Annotated in this window: 25 protein-coding genes and 2 tRNA genes; 14 read left to right on the forward strand and 13 right to left on the reverse strand. The window is 62.1% G+C overall.

Features of this window, described 5'->3' with window-relative positions:
* Together NOF55_RS02770 and NOF55_RS02775 are read right to left on the reverse strand one after the other, a co-directional pair.
* Nucleotides 1–1,572: a peptidoglycan L,D-endopeptidase MepK gene (locus NOF55_RS02770; RefSeq protein ID WP_306409780.1), complete on the reverse strand. Its 1,572-nt coding sequence runs from the start codon at nucleotides 1,570–1,572 to the stop codon at nucleotides 1–3.
* A gap of 265 nt (nucleotides 1,573–1,837) precedes the next feature.
* A tRNA-Thr gene (locus NOF55_RS02775) sits at nucleotides 1,838–1,912 on the reverse strand.
* A gap of 155 nt (nucleotides 1,913–2,067) precedes the next feature.
* Here NOF55_RS02775 and NOF55_RS02780 point away from each other — a divergent pair.
* The 10 genes from NOF55_RS02780 (at nucleotide 2,068) to NOF55_RS02825 (ending at nucleotide 8,110) form a co-directional block, all read left to right on the forward strand.
* Nucleotides 2,068–2,268, forward strand: coding sequence for a hypothetical protein (locus NOF55_RS02780; RefSeq protein ID WP_306409781.1), 201 nt, complete (start codon nucleotides 2,068–2,070; stop codon nucleotides 2,266–2,268).
* A 179-nt stretch (nucleotides 2,269–2,447) separates the two neighbouring features.
* Nucleotides 2,448–3,740: a UDP-N-acetylglucosamine 1-carboxyvinyltransferase gene (gene murA / locus NOF55_RS02785; protein WP_306409782.1), complete on the forward strand. Its 1,293-nt coding sequence runs from the start codon at nucleotides 2,448–2,450 to the stop codon at nucleotides 3,738–3,740.
* Nucleotides 3,741–3,900: 160 nt separating this feature from the next.
* Nucleotides 3,901–4,341 carry a DUF2948 family protein gene (locus NOF55_RS02790; protein WP_306409783.1) on the forward strand — a complete coding sequence of 147 codons (441 nt, stop codon included), beginning with the start codon at nucleotides 3,901–3,903 and terminating at the stop codon, nucleotides 4,339–4,341.
* 46 nt (nucleotides 4,342–4,387) lie between these two features.
* Complete coding sequence (gene hisD / locus NOF55_RS02795; RefSeq protein WP_306409784.1) at nucleotides 4,388–5,686, forward strand: histidinol dehydrogenase; 1,299 nt, start codon at nucleotides 4,388–4,390, stop codon at nucleotides 5,684–5,686.
* A gap of 3 nt (nucleotides 5,687–5,689) precedes the next feature.
* Nucleotides 5,690–6,163, forward strand: a complete 474-nt coding sequence (locus NOF55_RS02800) for a UPF0262 family protein (RefSeq protein ID WP_306409785.1) — start codon at nucleotides 5,690–5,692, stop codon at nucleotides 6,161–6,163.
* A gap of 5 nt (nucleotides 6,164–6,168) precedes the next feature.
* Nucleotides 6,169–6,630 carry an arsenate-mycothiol transferase ArsC gene (locus NOF55_RS02805; RefSeq protein ID WP_306409786.1) on the forward strand — a complete coding sequence of 154 codons (462 nt, stop codon included), beginning with the start codon at nucleotides 6,169–6,171 and terminating at the stop codon, nucleotides 6,628–6,630.
* A 123-nt stretch (nucleotides 6,631–6,753) separates the two neighbouring features.
* Entirely contained in the window at nucleotides 6,754–6,972 is a 219-nt protein-coding gene (gene infA, locus NOF55_RS02810) for a translation initiation factor IF-1 (protein WP_004435948.1), read from the forward strand.
* A gap of 32 nt (nucleotides 6,973–7,004) precedes the next feature.
* A complete protein-coding gene (locus NOF55_RS02815; protein ID WP_306409787.1) occupies nucleotides 7,005–7,625 on the forward strand; it encodes a Maf-like protein in 621 nt (206 codons plus the stop codon).
* A 3-nt stretch (nucleotides 7,626–7,628) separates the two neighbouring features.
* Nucleotides 7,629–7,844, forward strand: a complete 216-nt coding sequence (gene yacG, locus NOF55_RS02820; RefSeq protein ID WP_306409788.1) for a DNA gyrase inhibitor YacG — start codon at nucleotides 7,629–7,631, stop codon at nucleotides 7,842–7,844.
* Nucleotides 7,845–8,034: 190 nt separating this feature from the next.
* A tRNA-Phe gene (locus NOF55_RS02825) sits at nucleotides 8,035–8,110 on the forward strand.
* Nucleotides 8,111–8,196: 86 nt separating this feature from the next.
* Here the strand turns inward: NOF55_RS02825 and NOF55_RS02830 are convergent.
* The 6 genes from NOF55_RS02830 to NOF55_RS02855 all read right to left on the reverse strand — a co-directional run bounded on the left by NOF55_RS02830 (nucleotide 8,197) and on the right by NOF55_RS02855 (nucleotide 13,086).
* Nucleotides 8,197–8,685: a hypothetical protein gene (locus tag NOF55_RS02830; protein WP_306409789.1), complete on the reverse strand. Its 489-nt coding sequence runs from the start codon at nucleotides 8,683–8,685 to the stop codon at nucleotides 8,197–8,199.
* A gap of 32 nt (nucleotides 8,686–8,717) precedes the next feature.
* Nucleotides 8,718–9,641 carry a hypothetical protein gene (locus NOF55_RS02835; RefSeq protein WP_306409790.1) on the reverse strand — a complete coding sequence of 308 codons (924 nt, stop codon included), beginning with the start codon at nucleotides 9,639–9,641 and terminating at the stop codon, nucleotides 8,718–8,720.
* 355 nt (nucleotides 9,642–9,996) lie between these two features.
* Complete coding sequence (locus tag NOF55_RS02840; protein WP_306409791.1) at nucleotides 9,997–11,061, reverse strand: hypothetical protein; 1,065 nt, start codon at nucleotides 11,059–11,061, stop codon at nucleotides 9,997–9,999.
* Nucleotides 11,062–11,070: 9 nt separating this feature from the next.
* Nucleotides 11,071–11,535 carry a hypothetical protein gene (locus NOF55_RS02845; protein ID WP_306409792.1) on the reverse strand — a complete coding sequence of 155 codons (465 nt, stop codon included), beginning with the start codon at nucleotides 11,533–11,535 and terminating at the stop codon, nucleotides 11,071–11,073.
* Nucleotides 11,536–11,574: 39 nt separating this feature from the next.
* Entirely contained in the window at nucleotides 11,575–12,318 is a 744-nt protein-coding gene (locus NOF55_RS02850; RefSeq protein ID WP_306409793.1) for a hypothetical protein, read from the reverse strand.
* A gap of 24 nt (nucleotides 12,319–12,342) precedes the next feature.
* A complete protein-coding gene (locus NOF55_RS02855; RefSeq protein WP_306409794.1) occupies nucleotides 12,343–13,086 on the reverse strand; it encodes a hypothetical protein in 744 nt (247 codons plus the stop codon).
* Here NOF55_RS02855 and NOF55_RS02860 point away from each other — a divergent pair.
* Complete coding sequence (locus NOF55_RS02860; RefSeq protein ID WP_306409795.1) at nucleotides 13,067–14,536, forward strand: hypothetical protein; 1,470 nt, start codon at nucleotides 13,067–13,069, stop codon at nucleotides 14,534–14,536. The two genes, NOF55_RS02855 and NOF55_RS02860, sit on opposite strands and share 20 nt — an antisense overlap.
* 13 nt (nucleotides 14,537–14,549) lie before the next feature.
* Here the strand turns inward: NOF55_RS02860 and NOF55_RS02865 are convergent, their stop codons facing one another.
* Nucleotides 14,550–15,053 carry a hypothetical protein gene (locus NOF55_RS02865; protein ID WP_306409796.1) on the reverse strand — a complete coding sequence of 168 codons (504 nt, stop codon included), beginning with the start codon at nucleotides 15,051–15,053 and terminating at the stop codon, nucleotides 14,550–14,552.
* A gap of 12 nt (nucleotides 15,054–15,065) precedes the next feature.
* Nucleotides 15,066–15,422, reverse strand: a complete 357-nt coding sequence (locus tag NOF55_RS02870; RefSeq protein ID WP_306409797.1) for a hypothetical protein — start codon at nucleotides 15,420–15,422, stop codon at nucleotides 15,066–15,068.
* Nucleotides 15,423–15,902: 480 nt separating this feature from the next.
* Here NOF55_RS02870 and NOF55_RS02875 point away from each other — a divergent pair, with 480 nt between their 5' ends.
* Complete coding sequence (locus tag NOF55_RS02875; protein ID WP_306409798.1) at nucleotides 15,903–16,898, forward strand: hypothetical protein; 996 nt, start codon at nucleotides 15,903–15,905, stop codon at nucleotides 16,896–16,898.
* Nucleotides 16,899–17,026: 128 nt separating this feature from the next.
* On the opposite strand, the gene NOF55_RS02880 is transcribed toward NOF55_RS02875, so the two are convergent.
* The 3 genes from NOF55_RS02880 to NOF55_RS02890 all read right to left on the reverse strand — a co-directional run bounded on the left by NOF55_RS02880 (nucleotide 17,027) and on the right by NOF55_RS02890 (nucleotide 19,251).
* The gene (locus NOF55_RS02880; protein ID WP_306409799.1) at nucleotides 17,027–17,431 is read right to left on the reverse strand and encodes a lysozyme inhibitor LprI family protein; all 405 of its coding nucleotides are present in this window, start codon (nucleotides 17,429–17,431) and stop codon (nucleotides 17,027–17,029) included.
* 11 nt (nucleotides 17,432–17,442) lie between these two features.
* Nucleotides 17,443–18,585, reverse strand: coding sequence for a hypothetical protein (locus tag NOF55_RS02885; RefSeq protein WP_306409800.1), 1,143 nt, complete (start codon nucleotides 18,583–18,585; stop codon nucleotides 17,443–17,445).
* A 93-nt stretch (nucleotides 18,586–18,678) separates the two neighbouring features.
* Nucleotides 18,679–19,251 (reverse strand): hypothetical protein, encoded by a 573-nt coding sequence (locus NOF55_RS02890; protein WP_306409801.1) that lies wholly within the window; start codon nucleotides 19,249–19,251, stop codon nucleotides 18,679–18,681.
* A gap of 276 nt (nucleotides 19,252–19,527) precedes the next feature.
* On the opposite strand from NOF55_RS02890, the gene NOF55_RS02895 reads away from it, so the two are divergent.
* Nucleotides 19,528–19,998, forward strand: coding sequence for a hypothetical protein (locus tag NOF55_RS02895; RefSeq protein WP_306409802.1), 471 nt, complete (start codon nucleotides 19,528–19,530; stop codon nucleotides 19,996–19,998).
* A complete protein-coding gene (locus tag NOF55_RS02900; RefSeq protein ID WP_306409803.1) occupies nucleotides 19,995–20,618 on the forward strand; it encodes a DUF1176 domain-containing protein in 624 nt (207 codons plus the stop codon). Before NOF55_RS02895 ends, NOF55_RS02900 begins: the two co-directional genes overlap by 4 nt.
* Nucleotides 20,619–20,743 lie beyond the last annotated feature (125 nt).

The following is a 20,743-nucleotide window of genomic DNA, read 5'->3' on the forward strand; positions in this document are numbered from 1 at the left end:
TCAGAACCGGTTGGGATCGAAACCCTGGACCGGAACGGTCCGTGGTTCCGCTGCGGACGAGGCGGCAGGCGGAGCGACGCGTGCGGCCTTGCCCGGCTTGGCCGGTGCTTGACTCGCCTGCGCCACCGAGACGGGGCGGGCGGGAGCCGAAGGCTGCGCTGCGGCCGTCAGCGGAGCGGCAGGGCGCGGCGGTGCTTCGGGACGAACAGGGCGAACCGGGGCCGAAACCCGTGGCGCTTCAGCCTCCCTCGTGAGAATGGAGGTGGACGGACGGAAGGCGACGGACATCGAAGGCTGTGTGGCGGTGGCGACCTGCGGTGCGGATGCAAGCGCGGCGGACATGGAGTCCGGCGATGGGCGCAGGGCCGGCACGGTGGGAGCGGGCGTCTCGGCGCGTTCGCCGTCGGGCGCGGACGCCTCCGGCTGGGCCGCCGATGCCGGACGGCGCAGCGGCAGCGGAACGAAGGCAAGTTCGGATGCGGGCGTTTCCTGCGCCGGTTCGCGTGCGAGCAGCGACGGCACCGGGATCTGGTAACTGCCGAGATCGGCATGGGCGGGCTGCTGCGGCGCATCCTGCTGGATCGCCTGGAGCGCCGGATTTGCGCCGGGCGGCGGCGTGAGCGCCGACATCAGCGTGCCCGAAGATGCCTGAGCCTGCGGCGGCGCAAGCGCCGGGCGGTTGACCGGCACCGGCGCATTCAGCGCCGCGAGCGCCGGCTGCTGCGTCTGTGCATCGGCGGTCAGGACGGGTTTTGCGGCGGGTGCGGGTTCAGAAGCGGGCACGGCGGGCGCTGCCGGTGCGGCGATGGCATCGGCATCCTCGTCCTCGTCGCCGCCACCGAACAGGAAGGCCAGCAGATTGCGGCGTTTCGGCTGTGTGCTGCTGCTGCTTTCGGCGATCTCGATCGGCGTTTCGGCGCGGGTCTTGTATTCGGCAAGAGCCTGCTGATAGCCCGGCAGGGGCTTGCCGTCGGCGGGAATATGCAGGGTTTTGCCGTTCGGGAACAGGCGCACCAGATCCTCGCGGGGCATGCGCGGCCATGCGCGCACACCGGCAACGTCGAGATGCACGAAGGGCGACTTGGACGACGGATAGAAGCCGACGCCGCCCTGCTGATACCTGACGGCGGTTTCGCGCAGCAGCTTCAGGGAAACGCCGGGAATGTAGAAGTCCATCGCCTTGCCGCGCATGTGCTGGCTGGTTTCCGCCACGCCCTTGGTGCGGGAACGCAGCATCGCATTGGTGGCCGGCGCCCGGTAGGCGGATACGACGTGGACATAATCCTTCGCGCCGACCTTGTTATAGACTTCCCACAGGAGGTCGAACAGGCGCGGGTCCATGCGGGTCGGCTCGTTGCGCCGCCAGTCGCGAAGGAACCGGTTCATCTCCTGCAAGCCCTTGGCGTCGTACTTGCCGTTACGCTTGAAGGTGATGGTGGCCTTCTCGCCGGTATGGATGAAATAGAGCTTGAGGGTGCGCGTTTCGCCCGCAGCTTCGGCAAGCGTCGCCGGATAGGCGCCCGCGGTGAGCGCGATGAGCAGCGCCGCCATCCGGCACCGCGCGGATTTCATCGAAAACATCCTCATCGCGCCGGGCCTGCCTTCGCTGGCGTTGAATGTTTTCCGGCTGGATACGTCATGGGCAGCGACACCATCAGCAGGCACAACGACCCCCGCCGCCGTGCTCTCTCCTCAAACCCCGAAACCGCGATCGATGCCGGTTTCGCAACAAGCCGGACCGTCGTCGACGCGGACCGGGCAGCCCCTTATAAAGCAAGGTGCTCAAGAAGGGAACAGCTTCCGTTGAACTGTTCCGGACCAATCCATGAGTGAAGAATGGTGCTGCCGAGAGGATTTGAACCTCCGACCTCTCCCTTACCAAGGGAGTGCTCTACCCCTGAGCTACGGCAGCATGAAGAGCGGGTGCGAAATCGCGTTGCCTTCAGGCGAGGGGGCTTCTGCCACAGCTTTTTGTGGAGCGCAAGCCGCAATCGGAACTTATTTCATTCGCCCCCCAAAAAGGCGGGACGGGTTTTTTGCGGAGGCGCTTTGCGCTATGGAAAAGCCATGACCGAGAAGAACGACATGTCCGGGAAGAACAAGGCCTCCGGGGCGGGCCGCAGCAATGCCGAATTGCACCGAGAACGGGCGGCGGCCAAGCTGCGCGAAAATCTTCAGCGCCGCAAGCAGCAGGCGCGCGCGCGCCGCGCCGGCGAGGCCGACGAGACGGTGGGACTGCCTGCCGCAAAAAAGGACGAATCGTCCTGAACCACTAAGCGCCTGCGTATCGATTGAAGCGGCGGCCGTTTTCGTCTAAAGAGCCGCGAACTCCCGACAAGGCCATGAGGCTTCGTACCGGCGCAGGCGCGTGTCGCGCCCGGCCGCCGGCTTTGCGAAACAGGCCGGCCTTGCGAAACAGGAAAGGCGGGCTCTGCCCGTAGGAGAATATGGATCGTATCAGAATCGTCGGCGGCAACCGCTTGAACGGCACCATCCCGATTTCGGGCGCGAAGAATGCAGCCCTGCCGCTGATGATCGCCTCGCTGCTGACCAGCGATACGCTGACGCTCGAAAACGTGCCGCATCTCGCGGATGTCGAGCAGCTCATGCGCATCCTCGGCAACCACGGTGTCGACATCTCCGTGAACGGCCGCCGCGAGCGCCAGAGCGAGGTCTATTCCCGCACCATTCATTTCACCTGCCGCACCATCGTCGATACGACGGCGCCCTACGATCTGGTGTCGAAGATGCGCGCCAGCTTCTGGGTGATCGGCCCGCTGCTCGCCCGCGAGGGCAAGGCCCGCGTCTCGCTGCCGGGCGGCTGCGCCATCGGCACGCGTCCGGTCGATCTCTTCATCGAAAGCCTTCAGGCGCTCGGCGCGGATATGGAAATCGACGGCGGCTACATCAATGCCACGGCCCCGAAGGGCGGCCTTGTCGGCGCCTCCTATACGTTCCCGAAAGTGTCCGTCGGCGCGACCCATGTGCTGATGATGGCCGCGACGCTGGCGCGCGGCACGACGGTCATCGGCAATGCCGCCCGCGAGCCGGAAGTGGTCGACCTCGCCACCTGCCTCAACAGCATGGGCGCCCGCATCACCGGCGCCGGCACGTCCACGATCACCATCGAGGGGGTCTCCTCGCTGTCGGGCGCGCGCCATCGGGTCCTGCCGGACCGCATCGAAACCGGAACCTACGCGATGGCGGTGGCGATGACCGGCGGCGACGTGATCCTCGAGGACACCGACATTCACCTGCTCGACAACGCCGTCGAGGCGCTGCGCCGGGCCGGTGCGACGATCGAGCCGGTCGAGCGCGGCTTTCGCGTCGCCCGCAATGGCAACGGCATCAAGCCGGTGGATGTCGTGACCGAACCCTATCCCGGCTTCCCGACCGACCTCCAGGCGCAGTTCATGGGGCTGATGACGAGGGCTGAGGGCGTTTCGCACGTCACCGAGACGATTTTCGAGAACCGCTTCATGCACGTGCAGGAACTCGCCCGCCTCGGCGCGAAGATTTCGCTCTCCGGCCAGACGGCCCGGATCGAGGGGGTCGAGCAGCTTCGCGGCGCCCCGGTCATGGCGACGGACCTGCGGGCTTCCGTGTCGCTGGTGATCGCCGGCCTCGCCGCCGAGGGCGAGACGATGGTCAGCCGCGTCTATCACCTCGATCGCGGCTTCGAGCGGCTGGAAGAAAAGCTGACGCGCTGCGGTGCGATCGTCGAGCGTATCCGCGACTGAGCGGATTTTGCCGGGCCGGATCGTCGTCCGGCGTTGCACAATCCCTCGCCCGCTCCTATCTCACGGTTGTGTGATGGCAGGTGGCAGAAACCATTCCGGCGGCGGCATAGCCCGGCACCGGAACGGCGGGCGCCCCACAAGAGCGGCCGAGGAACAAGCGATGACCGATCTCAAGCTGCTGGCGCTGGATGCGGAGGATCTTTCGATCGTCTCCGCCCATGTCCAGGACAGCGTGTTCAAGACGAAAGATATGTCCTACAAGCCGGGCGGCGGCCAGTTTTCCCTTGCGGTGAACCGCTTCGTTTGGGAAGAAGCGAAGCGGGGGGCGAAGTCCTTCGAACGCTGCCGCGCCGCGCTGGTTTTCAAGCGTGTCAACGCGGTGCGCCTGTCCGGTGTCGACCGGCGCAGGGCGGAGGATGTTCTGTCCCTTCTGGCCATCCGCTTCGCGCCCAATGGCGAGGGGCCGGACGGCACGGTGGAATTGACGCTGGCCGGCGGTCGGGCTGTCGCGCTCGATGTGGAATGCATCGAGCTTCAGTTCGCCGATATCGGCGGGGCGTGGGAAACGGAGCGCAAGCCGGACCATTCGGTTTCGCAGTAATGACTGCCGGGCGGGCGTCGCCGGGCGGAAAGAGGGGAGCAGGCAAGTGGCTATCTGGCTCGATCGGTCGGACGCAGGGTTCGAGGCGCGGTTCGCCGCCTTTCTGACGACCAAGCGCGAGGTCTCGGAAGACGTGAATGCGGTCGTGCGCGATATCATCGCGGATGTGCGCGCTCGCGGGGATGCCGCGCTGGCCGATTACTCGCGCCGGTTCGACGGTGTGGATTTCGCGACCCTGCCGATGAAGGTCGGTGAGGCGGAGATCGACGCGGCCATCGCCGAAGTCGATCCGGTGGTGCTCGACGCCCTGAACCTTGCCGCCGAACGCATCGAAAAGCATCATGCCCGCCAGATGCCGAAGGACGACCTCTACGAGGATGCGCTCGGCGTCGGCCTCGGCTCGCGCTGGACGGCCATCGAGGCGGTCGGCCTCTACGTCCCGGGCGGCACCGCCAGCTATCCGAGTTCCGTGCTGATGAATGCCCTGCCGGCCCGCGTTGCCGGCGTGGAGCGCATCGTCATGGTCGTGCCGGCGCAGGCGGGGCACCTGAACCCGACCGTGCTGGCTGCTGCACGCATCGCCGGCGTGAAGGAAATCTACCGCATCGGCGGCGCGCAGGCCGTTGCCGCGCTCGCCTACGGTACCGAAACCATCGCGCCGGTGGCGAAGATCGTCGGCCCCGGCAATGCCTATGTCGCCGCCGCCAAGCGGCAGGTTTTCGGCACGGTCGGCATCGACATGATCGCCGGCCCTTCCGAAGTGCTCGTCATCGCCGACGCGAACAACGATCCCGACTGGATCGCCGCCGACCTTCTGGCGCAGGCCGAGCACGACATGGGTGCACAGTCCATCCTGATGACCGACGACGCTGCCTTCGGCAAGGCGGTGGAGGAAGCCGTCGAACGCCAGCTTCGCAGCCTGTCGCGCGCGGAAACCGCCAGCGCGAGCTGGCGGGATTTCGGCGCCATCATTCTGGTGCCGGATCTCGCCGATGCGATCCCGCTGGCCAACCGTATCGCTGCCGAGCATCTGGAGCTTGCCGTGGACGACCCGGACGCACTGATGAAGGATATCCGCAATGCGGGGGCGATCTTCGTCGGCCGCCATACGCCCGAAGTCATCGGCGATTATGTCGGCGGCTCGAACCATGTGCTGCCGACGGCCCGTTCCGCCCGCTTCTCCTCGGGGCTTTCCGTGCTGGATTACGTGAAGAGGACGTCCATTCTGCGGCTCGGTCCCGAGCAGTTGAAGGCGCTCGCTCCGGCCGCCATCGCGCTTGCCCGGTCCGAAGGGCTGGATGCGCATGGCCGGTCGGTCGCGATCCGCCTGAATCTCGAGGGGTGAACGATGGCCGACGGCGATTTCCGGCTCTGCGACGTCGTTCTGGACGAGTCCATCGGTCGCTCGACGCCGGACGTCGAGCACGAGCGCGCCGTCGCGATCTTCGATCTGATCGAGGAAAACACCTTTCATCCCGTCGGCCACGCGGGCGGGCCCTACCGGCTGAACATTTCACTGGTCGATTCCAGGCTCGTCTTCGTGATCGCCACCGAGCAGGGCGACGACGTGGCCACCCACATCCTGTCGCTGACGCCTTTCCGGCGGATCATCAAGGACTACTTCATGATCTGCGAAAGCTATTACGAGGCGATCCGCTCCTCTACGCCGTCGCATATCGAGGCCATCGACATGGGCCGCCGCGGTATCCACAACGAGGGATCGCAGACGCTCAAGGACCGGCTGAAGGGAAAGATCGAATTCGATTTCGACACGGCCCGGCGCCTGTTCACCCTGGTCTGCGTGCTGTATTGGAAAGGCTAGGCGGCATGGACGGTCCGGCCTCCGAAGCGATGGAACGGGTGCCGGGCGCGATCCTGTTCATGTGCGGCATGAATGCCATACGCTCGCCGATGGCCGAGGCGCTTGCGCGCTCCATGCTGCCGAAGGGCATCTACATCGCCTCCGCCGGTGTCCGCAAGGGCGAGCAGGACCCTTTCGTCGAGGCGGTGCTGTCGGAGGTCGGCCTGACGTCGCCCAAGCGCCTGCCGCAGACGCTGGAGGAGCTTGAGGACGATTTCTTCGACCTCATCGTTACGCTGACGCCCGAGGCCCATCACCGGGCGCTGGAACTGACGCGCTCGAGCGCGGTCGATGTCATCTACTGGCCGACGCCCGATCCGACGGCGACGACCGGAACGCGGGACCAGATTCTCGATGCGTACCGGGAGGTGCGCGACTATCTCTCCGGGCTGATCGCCAGCCGTCTGGCGCAGCGCGGCAGGCCCTGAACGGCCCTGCGAAATATACGCGATCTGCGTGGTTCACAAAAGCGCAGCGATTGTGTAGTTTCCGCCCAAATTTGCCGGGGTATCTTATGCCCGGCCCCAACTCGTGAGAAAGATCTGTCTTATATGGCCAAGGAAGAAGTCCTCGAATTTCCCGGTGTCGTCACCGAACTCCTGCCGAACGCGACCTTCCGCGTGAAGCTGGAAAACGAACATGAAATCATCGCCCACACCGCCGGCCGCATGCGCAAGAACCGTATCCGCGTTCTCGCCGGCGACAAGGTTCTGGTCGAGATGACGCCCTACGACCTGACCAAGGGCCGTATCACCTATCGCTTCAAGTAGGCGACAGCGAAATGCCGCACGCCGGAGGTAGCATGGCGCCCGTCCGCAAGCTGATATTGGCCTCGGGATCGCCGCGCCGGCTCGACCTGCTTGCACAGGCGCGGATCCGGCCTGACCGCCTGATGCCTATGGACATCGACGAGACGCCGAAGAAGGCGGAGCATCCCCGCTCGCTCGCCCGCCGGCTGTCGTCCGAAAAGGCTGAGGCCGCCCAGAAGGCCGTCGCGGACGACCCGGCCTGGTCCGGTTCGTTCATCCTTTCGGCGGATACCGTGGTGGCCGTCGGGCGCCGCATCCTGCCCAAGGCCGAATATCTGGAAGAGGCGAACGCCGCGCTGGCGCTGCTGTCCGGCCGAAGCCATTGGGTCTTCACCGGCGTCGCCGTGATTGCGCCCTCCGGCCTGCTTCGCCAGACCGTGGTCGAAACCAAGGTGCGCTTCAAGCGGCTCTCCGACCGCGAGGTTGACGCCTATCTCGATTCGGGCGAATGGCGCGGCAAGGCCGGCGCCTACGCCATTCAGGGCATCGCCGGAACCTTCGTCCAGAAGCTTTCCGGCTCCTATACCGGCGTCGTCGGCCTGCCGCTTTACGAGACCCTGCGCATCCTCGAAGGCGAGGGGTTCGGCGTTACATCCGGCTGGGCGGAGGGTTGATCGATGGCTGAAAAGACGACACGCGTTTCCGGCAAGGTCGCACCGCTGCGCAAGGCAAGGCCGTGTCCCGAATGCGGCAAGCCTTCCGCGCGGGACCACTATCCGTTCTGCTCCGACCGCTGCCGTACCCTCGACCTTTCGCGCTGGCTGAACGGCTCCTACGCCATTCCCGTGGCCGACGACGAAAGCAGTGCCGATCCCGAGGACGGCAACGCCTGACCGCGCTGCCCATGCCTTCCTGTCGAACGGCTTGTTTTTCCACAGGAAACGGCAAATTTCGCCAAGCGGCCAAAAAAGTACGTTTTGCCGCTTGCCATGCGTGAGCAAGATGCTATAACCCCGCTCGCTTCCGGGGGAAACCAACCCCCTCGTGCTTCCAAAGCGAAAGCACAGGCTCGAAGAGCCGGATGCCCGGATAGCTCAGTTGGTAGAGCAGCGGATTGAAAATCCGCGTGTCGGTGGTTCAAATCCGCCTCCGGGCACCATTTTTATTCGGTAAGATCAATGTGTTGAGGTGCTAGCGCTGGGTGGGTGTTCCGGCGCCGGATGCGCTTGGATACCGTTCTGGGTATCAGGTGATTTCATATTCTTTCTGAAAGAGTGCGTGCGCTCGTTTAATCACCATCAGCAGGGTCAGAAAAAAGTGCGCATACAGCCATATGGAAATTAGTGTTTCTATGCTGCTGGTTTGCTTCATAACATAGAAAATAAGGAAAGCTGTTACAGCTAGGCAAGACACGACAATCAAGTATGAAATATTGGTGTTGAGCTCACCTAGAAGTTCACGCCGTTCTTCGAGTTTTTTCTTTTTTAAGTCATCTGACAGCTCGTCACCCTCGTATTTCCATTCTCGTTGCGAAATACCAAACAGGGCAATTTGAACATTAAGAAGCAGCGCAGAGAAAATGGCAAAAACGGAAATTGAAACGTTAAAGGTATCTCTGTCTATTGATGCTCCCAATGCCGACGCGATGACAGCCATCAAGAGCGGTAAGATGAAAAATAGCAAGATGTCGGGTCGATGATAACGAGTTTCACCGTCCACCTTTAGTGTGGCCAAGTGTGCTTTCAGTATATGGAAAATGTTAGCCTTCATTTTTTCGGCTTGGACAGCGTTGAGTGGAAATCCTTCAATATCTGCTCAGTTTCGTATTTGATTGAGGCAAATGATGGATGGCCGTCAGTCCCGTATTGCACGCTTTCCGACAGCTCAATGACGCCTGCATCGTTGCTATAACCGAGCACGCCTACAGTGCGACGTTTATTGCCTACAGTTACTTCAGCTTTCGCTTGATCGAACTGTATGCCATCAAAGCGAAGAGCTTGCGCGGCATTGCTGCTAGATCTATCTAAAAGTGACGCTAATGAGCCAAGGGTACGTCTTCTCTTGGCTTTGAACGAAATTTCAAACTCAACTTCTTCTGGCTTGAAGTCGAATAGATATCGGTCTTCTTTGTTCTGCGGAATTTGTTTTTTCACCAAGGTCAACTGTTTGACTGGTGCAGAGTACAGGGCGCTGGATTTCACATCGCCCGGCATCAGCTTTCGAAAGAAAAGTTTATATCCTTTATGTTTTTTCGCATAGGTAGCACATGCTGCTCCTATGACCACCTGAACGCAAGAGCGGGCTTGAAAAGATTGAAATGCTGCTAATGCAAAATCTTGCTTTGCCGGGGTCCAAAAATGAAAATATAATGGGATTTCTTCAAGGTCCCCCACTTTTCTTTTATAATTACTCTTTTTTGTTTTTCTGTCGATTAGATCGCTCTCGAAGCCGTAAGTGCCGTACCTCAGATACCCATAAATGTTATTGACAGAAGATTCTGATTTTTTCTCAAAAAACCAACTTCTTTGCAGGTCTTCATGATCGTTGGCATTGACGTTTTCGCCCACAAAATCAGATAGAAACTTATGGGCATCTGTGGCGGAACCATCCCCCGTCAATAAAAGCGGGGTACGGTCGTTCTCTTTATGAACTGTAACCTGATATACGCGAAGCCCTATAGAAAACGCCATCTTCGAATCACCCGTCTATTGTAAGGGCAATTATTATCGGTTTCCTGATGCCTTTCTACGGGGAAACCATTTTGGATTGTGGGCGGACTAGGCGTTTTAGACAACTATGAGCTACTTCGGCGCGAGCAGGCCCCTGCTTCTTCTCGTACGCTGATCCTTTCAGCCATTGCCAGCCGGACCATTCTGGTTCCTCCTCAATCATTCTGCTGTCTTTAGATTGTGAGAAGAACAAGTACCTCATTACTGCTGATGCGTTTCGCCCGCTCATAAATCCCGTTTCGACCACACCGCGCGTCTGCGCCGGTGAGGTCGATGGCAGCTTCACATGACGAGCGCGGGCGTGACGATCGCGCCGTCAGGGAGCCGGCGGATCGGTCCGACGCGGGAGAGGCGCAAAAATGGCAGAGCCGTGATGATCCCTGGCGAGCGGCATCCGTTGAATGTCCGTCACCTGTTCGTTTTCCAGATCATATTGCACCCGAAGGGCGACGTCGCCCCTTCGGCAACGCTTTCCGTCGCGCGTGGCATGCGTGCATGCCAGCACATAGGTGCGGATCACATCCACCCGCTCCGGGTCGAGCTCGGTCTCCCAAAGCATGACAAAGGTTTCCAGAATCACATCGTCAGGCTGTTTTCGCAGAAAGCTCTCGGCTTCCTTCCCTATGGCTTTTCTGAGTTCGTCGTTGAGCGGGTAGAACGGCAGAAATCGCAATGCGCCGGCCTCGACGTCGGGCCTATCCAGGGAAAAAGTGACGGAATAGGCCGGGGCGCTTTGCAAGAAACCGGGAACGGAGGCCTCGAAGTTCAGGGGATCGGGTGCTTGCGCTTTCCGCCCTTTATCGTTGCTGCTGATGATGATCCTGATGGCGGAACGCTGGTCCCACCATGCCGTGTCGCGATACGCCGCCCGGAAGGTCGTGACGCAGGCGGCGAGCGCGTCGACCACCTTGTGCTGGTTTTCGTTGGTCAGGCGTTGCTCGATGATCGGGACAAGACCGGACGTGCCGCCGTACCAGTGTACGGCAAGAACGGGAATGCCGCAGTTTCGGAAGGTCGTATCGAGCGCCTTGATTTCCTGCCCCAAGGCGATGCCGTTGTCATAGGCCCTTCGCAGCCGTTCCTCACAAGGCGTTCCGAGCGTGCAATCGGCGGGGTTGCGGTCCATCGCGAAACGGATGCGGGTGACGGGATCGTCTTTGACAGCGAGCGTGACGTCATAGTAGCCCTTTTGCAGATGGGTGTCGTAGAGCTCGAGCTGACCCGGATAGATCGCTTCGGCCAGTTTCATGGCCGCTTGCCCCGCCTCTTCGCGCCCGGCCCTGCAACCGCTGGCGAACGCCATCACGGCAATGACGGCCAATCCCCGCATTGCCTGACGCGCAATAGGGTTTCGGCGGCGGGTCGCGAAGAGGGCAATCATGGGCTTGTCTTACCGGGCCCGGTAGGAGAGGTTGCACAATTCGCCATTCTCAAACGCCGTCAGCTTGATGTCGTCGGTCCCGCCGGTCCAGTCGGTGATTGTGATGATGCCGGCACTCATGCTGGTTCCGGGGCCATGTTCCTGCACCAGATGGTCGTGCAACGCCTTGCAGTCATCCGCCGAAACGGGGTTGATCAGGACAAAAACCAGCCGGTCATCGGTGTCGAAGAGCAGGGAGGCCGTCGTCGCGACGCCGGCCAGCCGGTAATCGGTCTTGACGAGCGGCGCATAGGTCGCATCCCCTTCCTCGTAGAGTTCGCTCTGCGCGGGCGTATGCGCCTTCGCGTTCGCCAGGGCCGACAGCGCCTCGTCGGGCGACATGCCCCATCGTGTCGTTTCCCAGTCCGCACGGGCAGGGAAGGCGGCGAGCGCCATCGCCATGATGCTCAGCAAGGCTGCGGGTTTGATTGGCATGGTCGGTTCTCCATCATGCTCATTCGCCTTTCGGCCGGATCATTGCGCCTGCGCGCGCTTCAGGTACTCCTCCTTCAGGAATACAGATGCGTCGAGATCCCGGTTGATCTCGTCCACGAGGGAGCCCATCTGCCGCGCTGTCTGTCTTGGGCCGCATTCGGACGGCGGATCGGATCGGCGGCGTTCGGTCTCCGCGACGATCGCGTCCTGCTCTTCCTTCGGAAGGAAATCGGGAATGCCGAGCGCCTCCTGCGTATCCACCCGGTAACGCCCCCCGTGGCACAGGTCGGCATAGTCCATGTGGGACCGCGTATAAATGATCATGAGGACTTTGTTCCTGCGCAGCGCCCCGGAATAGCCTTCGGCAGTATCGGGTCTAACGAGGATCTGGGGCCGCGCATCCGGCCCGAGCCGCGTGTACGTGAGTTCGGGCAGGTTCCGGTCGGGCAGCAGCCAGTCCCAGGGGTCCATCCGCACCACATCGAAAGCGGCAACAACCTGAATGACGCCCAGCAGACCAGCCAATGCCCCGAGCGCCTTTCGCGCCGCGGTGCCGGATGCCGAAGGCTTCAGGATTGAAAAAGCCATGCCGACGGCAACCAGGCCCAGAACGACGCCGAGGATGTTGAAGCGGTTATCCGCCGTCACGACGCCGTTGACCCGGACCGTATCCTGTGACCCGAGAAAGACAAAGAAGGGGATGATCGCAAGAATGATGGCGATGAGAGGTTTCTTCAAATGAGGCATTTCATATTCCCGCATTAACAGGCCTGTCTCGGCCATCCGAGGCCTTCAGATCATGAATGATCAAGGGCAGATACCCTGCTTCTTGAGCTTCTGGTGGTAGGCCATGCCCTGTTTGCGGGCGTAGGCAACCGCCGCCGCCCGCCCTTCCCGCTGCATGATCCGCATGGCCTGTGCTTCCATCCTCCGGCGCTCGGCAGGGGGCATGGAGTCGGCGGAGCAAGCCGGCCTCGACGCTTTGCGGTTTGTCGGGGTATTCTTTCGTGGCGCAGGTTTCATTCTCTGGCTGTTCTGATGGTCCTGCAGCCGGTTCCACCGCTGGGTATCCAGATGCCGGTCCAGAGTGTTCATGTCATATGCCATGCCGCTCTCGATGAACGAGAACAGGGCAAAAACCGTGAGCGAAACTATTCCCAATCTGTATGACGTCATTGCTGATCTGCTTCTCCACCCGTGTTCGCGATGTTCGCAACAACGGCACATCTTGTAACCGTCGCCCTGACCCTTGATGATATTTCGACGTCTGGAACTGTAACGACCTTTGCCATTTGCGACTTTTTTTAAAGGAAATTGCAAGTGGCCACCAAGTTTGAGAGTTTCGTCAGCGTCTGTCATTGCAGGGGAAACCACTGAAAGGACGAGCGATATGATGATGTCCGGAAGAAAGCGGCGGCGAGCGGGCCTTGCTCTGGCCCTCGCTTTTTCGTTGGCGCTCATAGCCGCTGAGGCACGCGCCGCGACCGAGGCGGAATTCAACGCTGCGCTGTCGGAGACGGCCAGCCGGGTGGTGACGGCGCGTACGCTCAAGACGCTTTGCGACGAGCGGGACCCTGCCGGCGAAAGCGCCCGGCGCGATGCGCTGGCGAGTTGGACCCAACGCAACGATATCGCCGACTACGATGCGGTCATGGCCGCGCTCGAGCGCAGGAGCGATGGGTTGCGAAAGGAGATAGAAGACAATCTGGCCCGTGCGCGCACGCAGATCGGGCAGGCGCTCGATGAGGATTCGACGCATTGCGGAGACCTCGCCGCCTTTCTGGCCGACGAGAAATACGCGATCAGGCCGGTCGTACGGACGTTGCGGCGAATGGCGCGTGACTTCGATCTGGACATGGCGAGGCCGCAGCCGGACACGCCGGAGGTGACGGCGAAGCTTGTGGGGCTGGCGCATCTGTCGGTTCTGGCCGAAGCGGAGATGGCCGTCGTCGGCTCCCATGAGGGCGCGCTCAAGGATCGCGATCTGCGCAAGGCCCGTGAAGCCCGGCTGGAAGACCACCTCGCAAGGCAAGGAACCGTCGCGGGATACGGCCGCGTGGTCTCCGACGACGAATTGCGCGAGTGGCGCGGAGCGAAGCAATCCCGCTTCTCCCTGTCCTGCCGCAGCTTCCGCGACGAGGCGCAAGAGGCGCGCATGAAGAATGCGCGCGGGCAGAAGATGGTCGTCGTCGGCCAGCCGCGCAGCGTGGTCGATGGAGAAAATGCCCGGATAAACCTTCGCGATTGTCTGCTCTTCACTCTGGAGGAAACCGGGGAGACCATCGCTGGAACGGATGATGAGGCCGGCCTCGTGCACAGGCCGCCGGAAGCCGACGAGGTCTATGCCGGCCCCGGCAAGGGCATGGCCATGAAGGATATCGATCGCGTTCTCTATGTGGCGGATTTCGAGAACCGTCTGGACGGTTTCGGCAACGGCTACACCCATCGCGAGGAGGACGTTTACGTCCTGCTGAGGGACGGGACGGCCTATCGACATGCGTGGAGCTTCCCCTTCACGGACCTCGATGTGGCAACGTCGAAAGAGCGTGAACCGGGGCGCTGGATGACATGGTCGAAAGGCTGGACGGGAAAGGTCACGCTGTCGCAGGACGGAGACGAAATCGATCTTTCGAAGGCGCAGCAACTCGTATCCCTGCCTGCGGAGACGCGTCTCGACCACAGCTACTATTTCCTCAATGTCGGCATGGGCGGCATCCGGCGTGACCGGTCCTTCGTGTTCCGTCCCGACGGAACCGTCACCCATGCGCGCGGCGGCTTCGTCGCCGGCAATTTCGCCACCAGCTACATGATCGTCACCAGCGATCGCGACAACAGCGTCACCTCGACCTACCGCTTCGAGGATTACGCGCTTGTCCTCTCCCATCCCGAAGGCGAGGAGCGCCGCTTCTTCGCCGTCTTCGGGAGCGCCGAGAAAAGCGATCCTGACGATGTGATCATAGATGGCGCGGTCTACTGGACCCGCAAGGCCAAGGAGGAATAGGACGGCAGCCTGATCAGTTTCCCGTTTCGGCGCGGTATCTTTCGAGATAGTCCCTGAACCGCTGATCGTTCAGGTTGCCGTCGATCCGGTAGGGCTGGCCGTAGGAAAAGGTGAAGTCGAAGCGGCCGTCGCGCTCGATCACGAGGTCGCAGACCGTCCACCAGCTTCCGCCTTGGGCCTGCATGAGCGCGGCCAGCCGCTGGAAGCCTTCACGAGCCGCGGGTGAAAGCCGGAACCCCATTTTTTCCAGTGCTTCGCCGGGACGTCTGGCAATGGTGAAATTCAGGCTGCTGGTGCGAGTTTGCGGTTGATCCCACAGCGCCTCGTGATTGACGACGATCCGCAGCCAGTCGCGATCCTCCCATTCACCGTCGTAGAGATCCGTGATGCTCGCGGCCACGGCCCGCGCGAGTTCGGTCTGGCAGGCCTTTATTTCGGCGGGCGCCGCGGAGGCGGGCGGCGGGTTTCCGGCCGTGGCGCCGCTATTCTTCTTTCCACCGAACAGTTTTTCCCACATGACGTTTTCTCCCTATTCGCCCTGACCGTCGGCAAGGCCGACGATCACAAGCCGGTCGCCCTCGAAGTATCCATAGGCGAGGATCGACCCGTCCGGCCTCTGCCATGCCTGCTCGATGAGATGCCTGTGCGCGGCCGAGCCGGACAAGGCCGGCAGTTGCGTGCCCGACCACAGCGGCAGGGAAGGGTGAGACCGGCCGTCTTCATGGACTTCGATGATGCCCTTGCGGGGACAAGGCTCCCTGACACACAGGATGCCCGTGTTGCCGATGCGCATCAAAATCGCCTGGTCGGCGGCAAGAGACGCGGTGGTCGCGCCAACCATTCCCAGCATTCCCAGCAAGACGATGATGCCTGGTGTCCTCAGCATGTTCCCTCCTGTCGGTTCTGCCTGTAGGACGGTTCCCGGCGCGTCTTCCTTGGCAGGACAGGACAAGTCGACTACGGCTCTGTCGAGGATGGATGACCCAGGCACGCAGGAAGCCTGCGACCGGATCGCCAGGCTTGCCGTCTGCGACGAAAGCGCGTCCGGCCCATCATCCGGGCTGTCGGCTCATCGGGGCCAGCCCGCACAAGGAGGCTGCGGCCAAGCGTTGCGGATGCGGCACCCGGACTCTGGCGAACATCCTGCCAAGGTCCAGATTGTTGAAATCGTCCTACGCTCTAACCCGAGAAGAAGAAGGAGAAGATGATGCGTAAGCTTTGCACGTCAATTGCGGTAGCCCTTGCCCTGTGCATAGGGGTTGGAGATCCCGCCTCAAGCGCGCCGGGGGAAACCAGTGGCATGACAAATGGCCACGCCGGCGGGGGAGGCGGCGGCGGCGGCGTCGGTGGACGTTGAATCGAAGGCATGTCGTCATCGGATCGACGACGGCGAACGCGTCGCGCTTTCAATCAAATCAGAAAAGGGAGAGAGGCGATGAAACCTATGCTGATCGCCGTCGCGATTGCCGCGATGGCCACGGGCGCGCGGGCCGAGATCGTGATTGAGCCCGATCATGGATTGACGCTCGTTGTTCCCGCCGGGTTCAGCGCAACCCTCCAAAGCATTGATCCGGCTGCCAGTTCACGCCTTATCGGCGTCAAGACGACCGACGCCGATCTGCCGACCGCCAAACCGGCTGCGAACCTTTGCGAGATCGTCTTTCATTATGACGCCACCTATGGCGACTTCACCCAGGGAGAGCTGAACGCGCTTTTTCTCTCGACCAATCATTTTGAGATGATGCGCGAGAAGGTCGTGGCGCCCGGTCCGATCGAAGACAGCGCGCATTTCACGCATAACGGTTCCGCCGCCCATCACTTTCTGGGCAAGATCGATGCCGGCGGAGCATTCGTCGTCAGCGTCATCCCCTCGCCCCGGGGCTTCACCCTGGTCTCATGCGTGACGGCCAATACCGAACTCGATCCGGCCCATCTCCAGCCGCTTTACGACGGGCTGGTGGTGCCCGGCCAGCCCCGCGATGGCCTTGTGCCTTCAGGCGATTGCCCGGCCAGCCCGCCCGATCTGCCTGCGAGCGTGGACGAAGCCGAATATGTCGATGCCGAGGGTGTGCTGATCCGCGCCCTCGATGCCGAACGCGATCGCATCGCCAGCCAATGCGATCCTCTTCATGCCGACATCATGATCGACGCCGCCATGACCGGAACCGGTTTTTCCGGCACTTATCGCGATTTTCGCGAGCACACGCTCTCACGCGCCATTTTCCATCAGCTCTCCAGTGAAGAACTCTCCGAGTTGGAAAAGGGCCACGAGCAGATGGCGGCACTGGCCGGCGCCGAAACGGCGGATCTCTGGATGCGCCACACCCTGTTCATCCTCGGACGGGATCGGCTGCTCGACTAGGGCAGTTGCAGGCAAAAGCGGGAACCGATTTTGCGTCCGGAATTGCGTGAAAACAAAGAGATAGAGCGTTTTCGCGATGCGAGGAAAAGCGGAAATGCTCTCAGCGCCGTCACTGGGCCTCCTTGAAATTACTGGACGGTCCGGGAGGTGGAGGATGGCAAGTCCAGCAGGCCCTTGAGCCAGTCTATGCGTTCGCCGACCAGCCGGACCCGGCAATCGAGGACGGCGACTCCCGAAAAGCTGCCGCCGCCTTGAAATGCGGCCTCGGTGTTGCAGGTGCTGTCGCGATAGGCCAGCCAGTCGCGTTGCGATGACTGGAGCGCATCGGCCATGTCGTCTTCCAGTTCCGACATTGCTTCGGACCACACCTGGTTCAGGATATCGTCGAGCCGGACATGTTCGGCATCGAGACAATCGAGCATCTCGACCGTCACCCCCTGTGCCTCATGGAGGCAGGTGGACAAGGGGATGCCGGCGTCCTGGGCCCATAAGGGGGTGACGGCAAGGCCGGCCCCAAGGAGAGGCGCTGCCACCCACAGGCGCATCATTGCGTTTGACCGATCTGCAGCACCGTGAATTCCCGGCGCATGACAGCGTCCAGGACGCGGCGCGCCAGAACCGGGGAAGACGGGTCGGGAGCGGCGTCGATAAAGGTGACGGTCGCGGCGCACAACCCGCTGCCGCTCTCGACCGACCTCCCCGAGATTTCCACCGGGTTCTGCTCCTGCATGGTCTGGTTCCACCGCGCCTCGATCTGCGTGATCGCCGTATCGGCGGTGGCGCAGTCTTGATAGGCGAGCGACACCACCAATGCAGGTGCGTCGCCTGTTTGCGCATCAACCAGAATGCCGCCCAGATAGGGCGGAATACCCTTTTGTGCGGTTTTCATCTGCGCCTCGATCGCCGCGCGCATATCATCGATGTTCTGCGCGTCGGGGACCAGCATCGTGCCCGGATCGATGGAGGCCATTCCCAGGACGGGCGAGATCAGCATGGCCTGGATCAGCGTGCCGTCCGTCAAGGCACCGTCGATGCCGTCGAGTGCCGTTGCCACGACGATGTTGCCGGCGGCGCCGGCATCGCCTTCCCCCAAAAGCAGATTGGCCATCGCCTCGGGCGCCGGCGCCTGGATCAGGACGCTGCCCTGCCGGGCGACGAAACTGGCCTGGCCGACGGCACCCCGCCAGGGATTGCGCGGATCGATCGCGGAGGGGTCGATGGCGTTCGGCTTGCCATTGCCCAGCACGCCATCGCCAGCGGAAACGAAACCAAGGCCGGAGAGCCCGGTCATCATCTCGCCTGTGGCCGCTTCATCGGCGAGGCCCCAATAGCTGACCGCGAAATGCGATTGCCCGAAACCGGCAAAGTACCTGATCTCCCTTGCATCGATGCCGGCCTTTTCCTTCCACTCCTCGGGAAAGCCCGGCAGCGCGTTGGCCATGACATTGACCGGCGCGACGAAGCGTCCGAAGTTGAGCCGGTTCAAGGTCTCGGCAGGCGATGCGGAAGGGTTCAGCTGCCAGAGCGCCGCCATGTCGACGAAATAGGCCTGATCCGCAACGGGATTGGTGAGGACAATCTCGGGAAGCCGGCCAAGCGCCTCGCGCAAGGTGGCGGTGCTGTCCTGAGCATGGGATGGGGCGCCGGTGGTCATCAACAGAGCAGCAGCGAAGAGGGCAAGACGCATGGGGTTCTCCTTTCCTGTTTTCATACCAGACGCCCGGAGGTGCGCCGACCTTGGCCGCATGCGAAAAAATTCCCCCGAAGATTTTGCACGCGCTCAGAGGGCCGCGACAAGCCTGCGAATACGCAGGACGAGAATGCCGGCCGGGACAAGCGCCAGCAGCAGGGCCGCGCTGCCGAGATTGCCGTAGCGTGTCTTGCGGGTGATCAGACGCTCGTATTCCGCGACGGGCTCGGCGAGCACGCTGCCATTGTGGCGAACCCCGACCACGTCGATGACGAATGTGGAACCGGGATTCGCGCGATGCATGCGGCTGGCTTCAACCGGATCGCGGGTCAGGGTCAGGTCCAGATCGGTCTCCACCGGCACGGAAATGGAAACGGCGGGCCCGCTCAGCCTGAAGGAGACGCCCGGATAGGCATCGGCCAGAAGGGATCTGGCCGGTCGAAGTAAATATCCCGGCCGTTGCGATTTATGCGGGACCCGTTCGCGATGGTTTTCGATCCGGTCGACATAGACGGACCGGGTGAACAGGGCTTCGGGATCGTAGGGGATGCGCACCTGTCCAGCCATCGAAAAGAACATCCATGCCACCACGATGAGAACGCCGGCTGCCGCTGCGGGAAAGGCCAGCGGCTGCAGGGCGGCGCGCAAGTTTGGATCGATCATTGCTGGGCCGTCAGTTCGGGTTGCGTTCGAGTGTGGGACGTCCGGGAAACGGCAAGGCTTGGCTGCGGTCCCCGAAAAAAATGTCAACGCCACCAAGGATAGCGATTACCATGACGTCCCATTGTCGGATTGCGAACCCGGGTCGTCCAGTGAGACTCTTGGTTTCACATTCCGACCTGCATGGAGACCGTCATGGGCAATTTCCATCGGCCTCATGCTGCTGGAAGGTCCCGGACGGCGCAGAACGGGTGGGGACACCCGAAAGGAGAAGCCGTAATGTTTGGTTCGATATTGAGATCCTTGCGCGGTCAGCCGAAACCTCCGGCGATCGACCAATTGCAGGCGGCGCTCGTCAAGGCGGTCGCCGCAGACGTGAGCGATCTTCATGACGGGGAGTGGGAGGATCGGGACTGGCTCAGGATCGGCGTCAACCTCGAACTGCTCATCGATGGAGGCCAGCGCATCAGCAACCAGGCGATCGTCATCGCGCAAAAGCCGGGTGGGTCGCTGGAAAAGCTGAGCTTCCGGCTTCGCCTGGCGAACAAGGAGAAATTCGTCGAACTGGCCCAAGCTATGGGGAAGGGGAACAAGGAACGCTGGACGATCTGCGATCTCCAGATCGAAAGGGATGGGCGCTTTGCGTTTTCGTTCGGCTACGGGCCGCCGCCCCGGCTTGGGGGCGATCTGCTCCATACCCCGCTGAGTGACATGCTCGAGCGCTATCGTGCTGAAACGGGGGCGACATGAGGCCGATCACGCCGGCGGGCATCGCCGCTGTCCTGTCCTGTTGGGCGGTCCCGATCACGGGCGGCGCGCAGGCCCAGGTCGACGGCTGGCAGGCCGGGGCGATCGAGAAGGCCCAAGCCCTCCATCGCGAGAGCCTGCCGGAAGACTGCACACCGGAGGAGGAAATGGCTGCTGCCGGCGACGCCCGGATCGCCTATCCGCTCTGGTTCGGCGAGGATGGCGCGGCGCGCGATGCATTGCTAGTGCAGTTCCTGTGCAGCGAAGGGGCCTATAACCGGAGCTTTGTCTATGTCCTTGTCGACCAATACGGCGTGGCCTCGCCGGTGTTTTTTCCCTCTCCGGTGGTCGAGGTCCGCTATGCTGGCGGCGACCCGGAAGCGGCCGTGGAAGGCATAACGATTACAGGGACGGTGGACAGCCGACAGGTCGTGAACGCCCGATACGATCCCGACAGCCGGACTATGGAGGAATACAACAAGTGGCGTGGCCTCGCCGATGCCTATTCCCTGACCCGCTGGGGCTTCCGGGATGGACGATTCCAGATCATGCATTTCGCCGTCGATGCGAGCTATGACGGCAAGGACAACCCGCAGGTGCTGATCGAACGCGATATCTGGTAGCCTGAAGGCGTGCTCCCGGTCGTCAAGGCCTTCGGCGAGGGGGAGCGACGAAGCGCGCACCAAAACCCGCGCTGGGGACACCCGCCGGGAGATTTGAAAAAAAACCGCCAAGGAAGCGAAAGCCC

The sequence above is a fragment of the Ectorhizobium quercum genome, from assembly GCF_026552795.1.
Lineage (GTDB): Bacteria > Pseudomonadota > Alphaproteobacteria > Rhizobiales > Rhizobiaceae > Ectorhizobium > Ectorhizobium quercum.

What these genes read in the sequence shown, in the direction of transcription:
- NOF55_RS02770 (WP_306409780.1), bottom strand. Translation starts at nt 1,572, where the DNA reads ATGAAATCCGCGCGGTGCCGGATGGCGGCGCTGCTCATCGCGCTCACC.
- NOF55_RS02780 (WP_306409781.1), top strand. Translation starts at nt 2,068, where the DNA reads ATGACCGAGAAGAACGACATGTCCGGGAAGAACAAGGCCTCCGGGGCG.
- murA (WP_306409782.1), top strand. Translation starts at nt 2,448, where the DNA reads ATGGATCGTATCAGAATCGTCGGCGGCAACCGCTTGAACGGCACCATC.
- NOF55_RS02790 (WP_306409783.1), top strand. Translation starts at nt 3,901, where the DNA reads ATGACCGATCTCAAGCTGCTGGCGCTGGATGCGGAGGATCTTTCGATC.
- NOF55_RS02800 (WP_306409785.1), top strand. Translation starts at nt 5,690, where the DNA reads ATGGCCGACGGCGATTTCCGGCTCTGCGACGTCGTTCTGGACGAGTCC.
- NOF55_RS02805 (WP_306409786.1), top strand. Translation starts at nt 6,169, where the DNA reads ATGGACGGTCCGGCCTCCGAAGCGATGGAACGGGTGCCGGGCGCGATC.
- infA (WP_004435948.1), top strand. Translation starts at nt 6,754, where the DNA reads ATGGCCAAGGAAGAAGTCCTCGAATTTCCCGGTGTCGTCACCGAACTC.
- NOF55_RS02815 (WP_306409787.1), top strand. Translation starts at nt 7,005, where the DNA reads ATGGCGCCCGTCCGCAAGCTGATATTGGCCTCGGGATCGCCGCGCCGG.
- yacG (WP_306409788.1), top strand. Translation starts at nt 7,629, where the DNA reads ATGGCTGAAAAGACGACACGCGTTTCCGGCAAGGTCGCACCGCTGCGC.
- NOF55_RS02835 (WP_306409790.1), bottom strand. Translation starts at nt 9,641, where the DNA reads ATGGCGTTTTCTATAGGGCTTCGCGTATATCAGGTTACAGTTCATAAA.
- NOF55_RS02840 (WP_306409791.1), bottom strand. Translation starts at nt 11,061, where the DNA reads ATGATTGCCCTCTTCGCGACCCGCCGCCGAAACCCTATTGCGCGTCAG.
- NOF55_RS02845 (WP_306409792.1), bottom strand. Translation starts at nt 11,535, where the DNA reads ATGCCAATCAAACCCGCAGCCTTGCTGAGCATCATGGCGATGGCGCTC.
- NOF55_RS02850 (WP_306409793.1), bottom strand. Translation starts at nt 12,318, where the DNA reads ATGGCCGAGACAGGCCTGTTAATGCGGGAATATGAAATGCCTCATTTG.
- NOF55_RS02865 (WP_306409796.1), bottom strand. Translation starts at nt 15,053, where the DNA reads ATGTGGGAAAAACTGTTCGGTGGAAAGAAGAATAGCGGCGCCACGGCC.
- NOF55_RS02870 (WP_306409797.1), bottom strand. Translation starts at nt 15,422, where the DNA reads ATGCTGAGGACACCAGGCATCATCGTCTTGCTGGGAATGCTGGGAATG.
- NOF55_RS02875 (WP_306409798.1), top strand. Translation starts at nt 15,903, where the DNA reads ATGTCGTCATCGGATCGACGACGGCGAACGCGTCGCGCTTTCAATCAA.
- NOF55_RS02885 (WP_306409800.1), bottom strand. Translation starts at nt 18,585, where the DNA reads ATGCGTCTTGCCCTCTTCGCTGCTGCTCTGTTGATGACCACCGGCGCC.
- NOF55_RS02890 (WP_306409801.1), bottom strand. Translation starts at nt 19,251, where the DNA reads ATGATCGATCCAAACTTGCGCGCCGCCCTGCAGCCGCTGGCCTTTCCC.
- NOF55_RS02895 (WP_306409802.1), top strand. Translation starts at nt 19,528, where the DNA reads ATGTTTGGTTCGATATTGAGATCCTTGCGCGGTCAGCCGAAACCTCCG.
- NOF55_RS02900 (WP_306409803.1), top strand. Translation starts at nt 19,995, where the DNA reads ATGAGGCCGATCACGCCGGCGGGCATCGCCGCTGTCCTGTCCTGTTGG.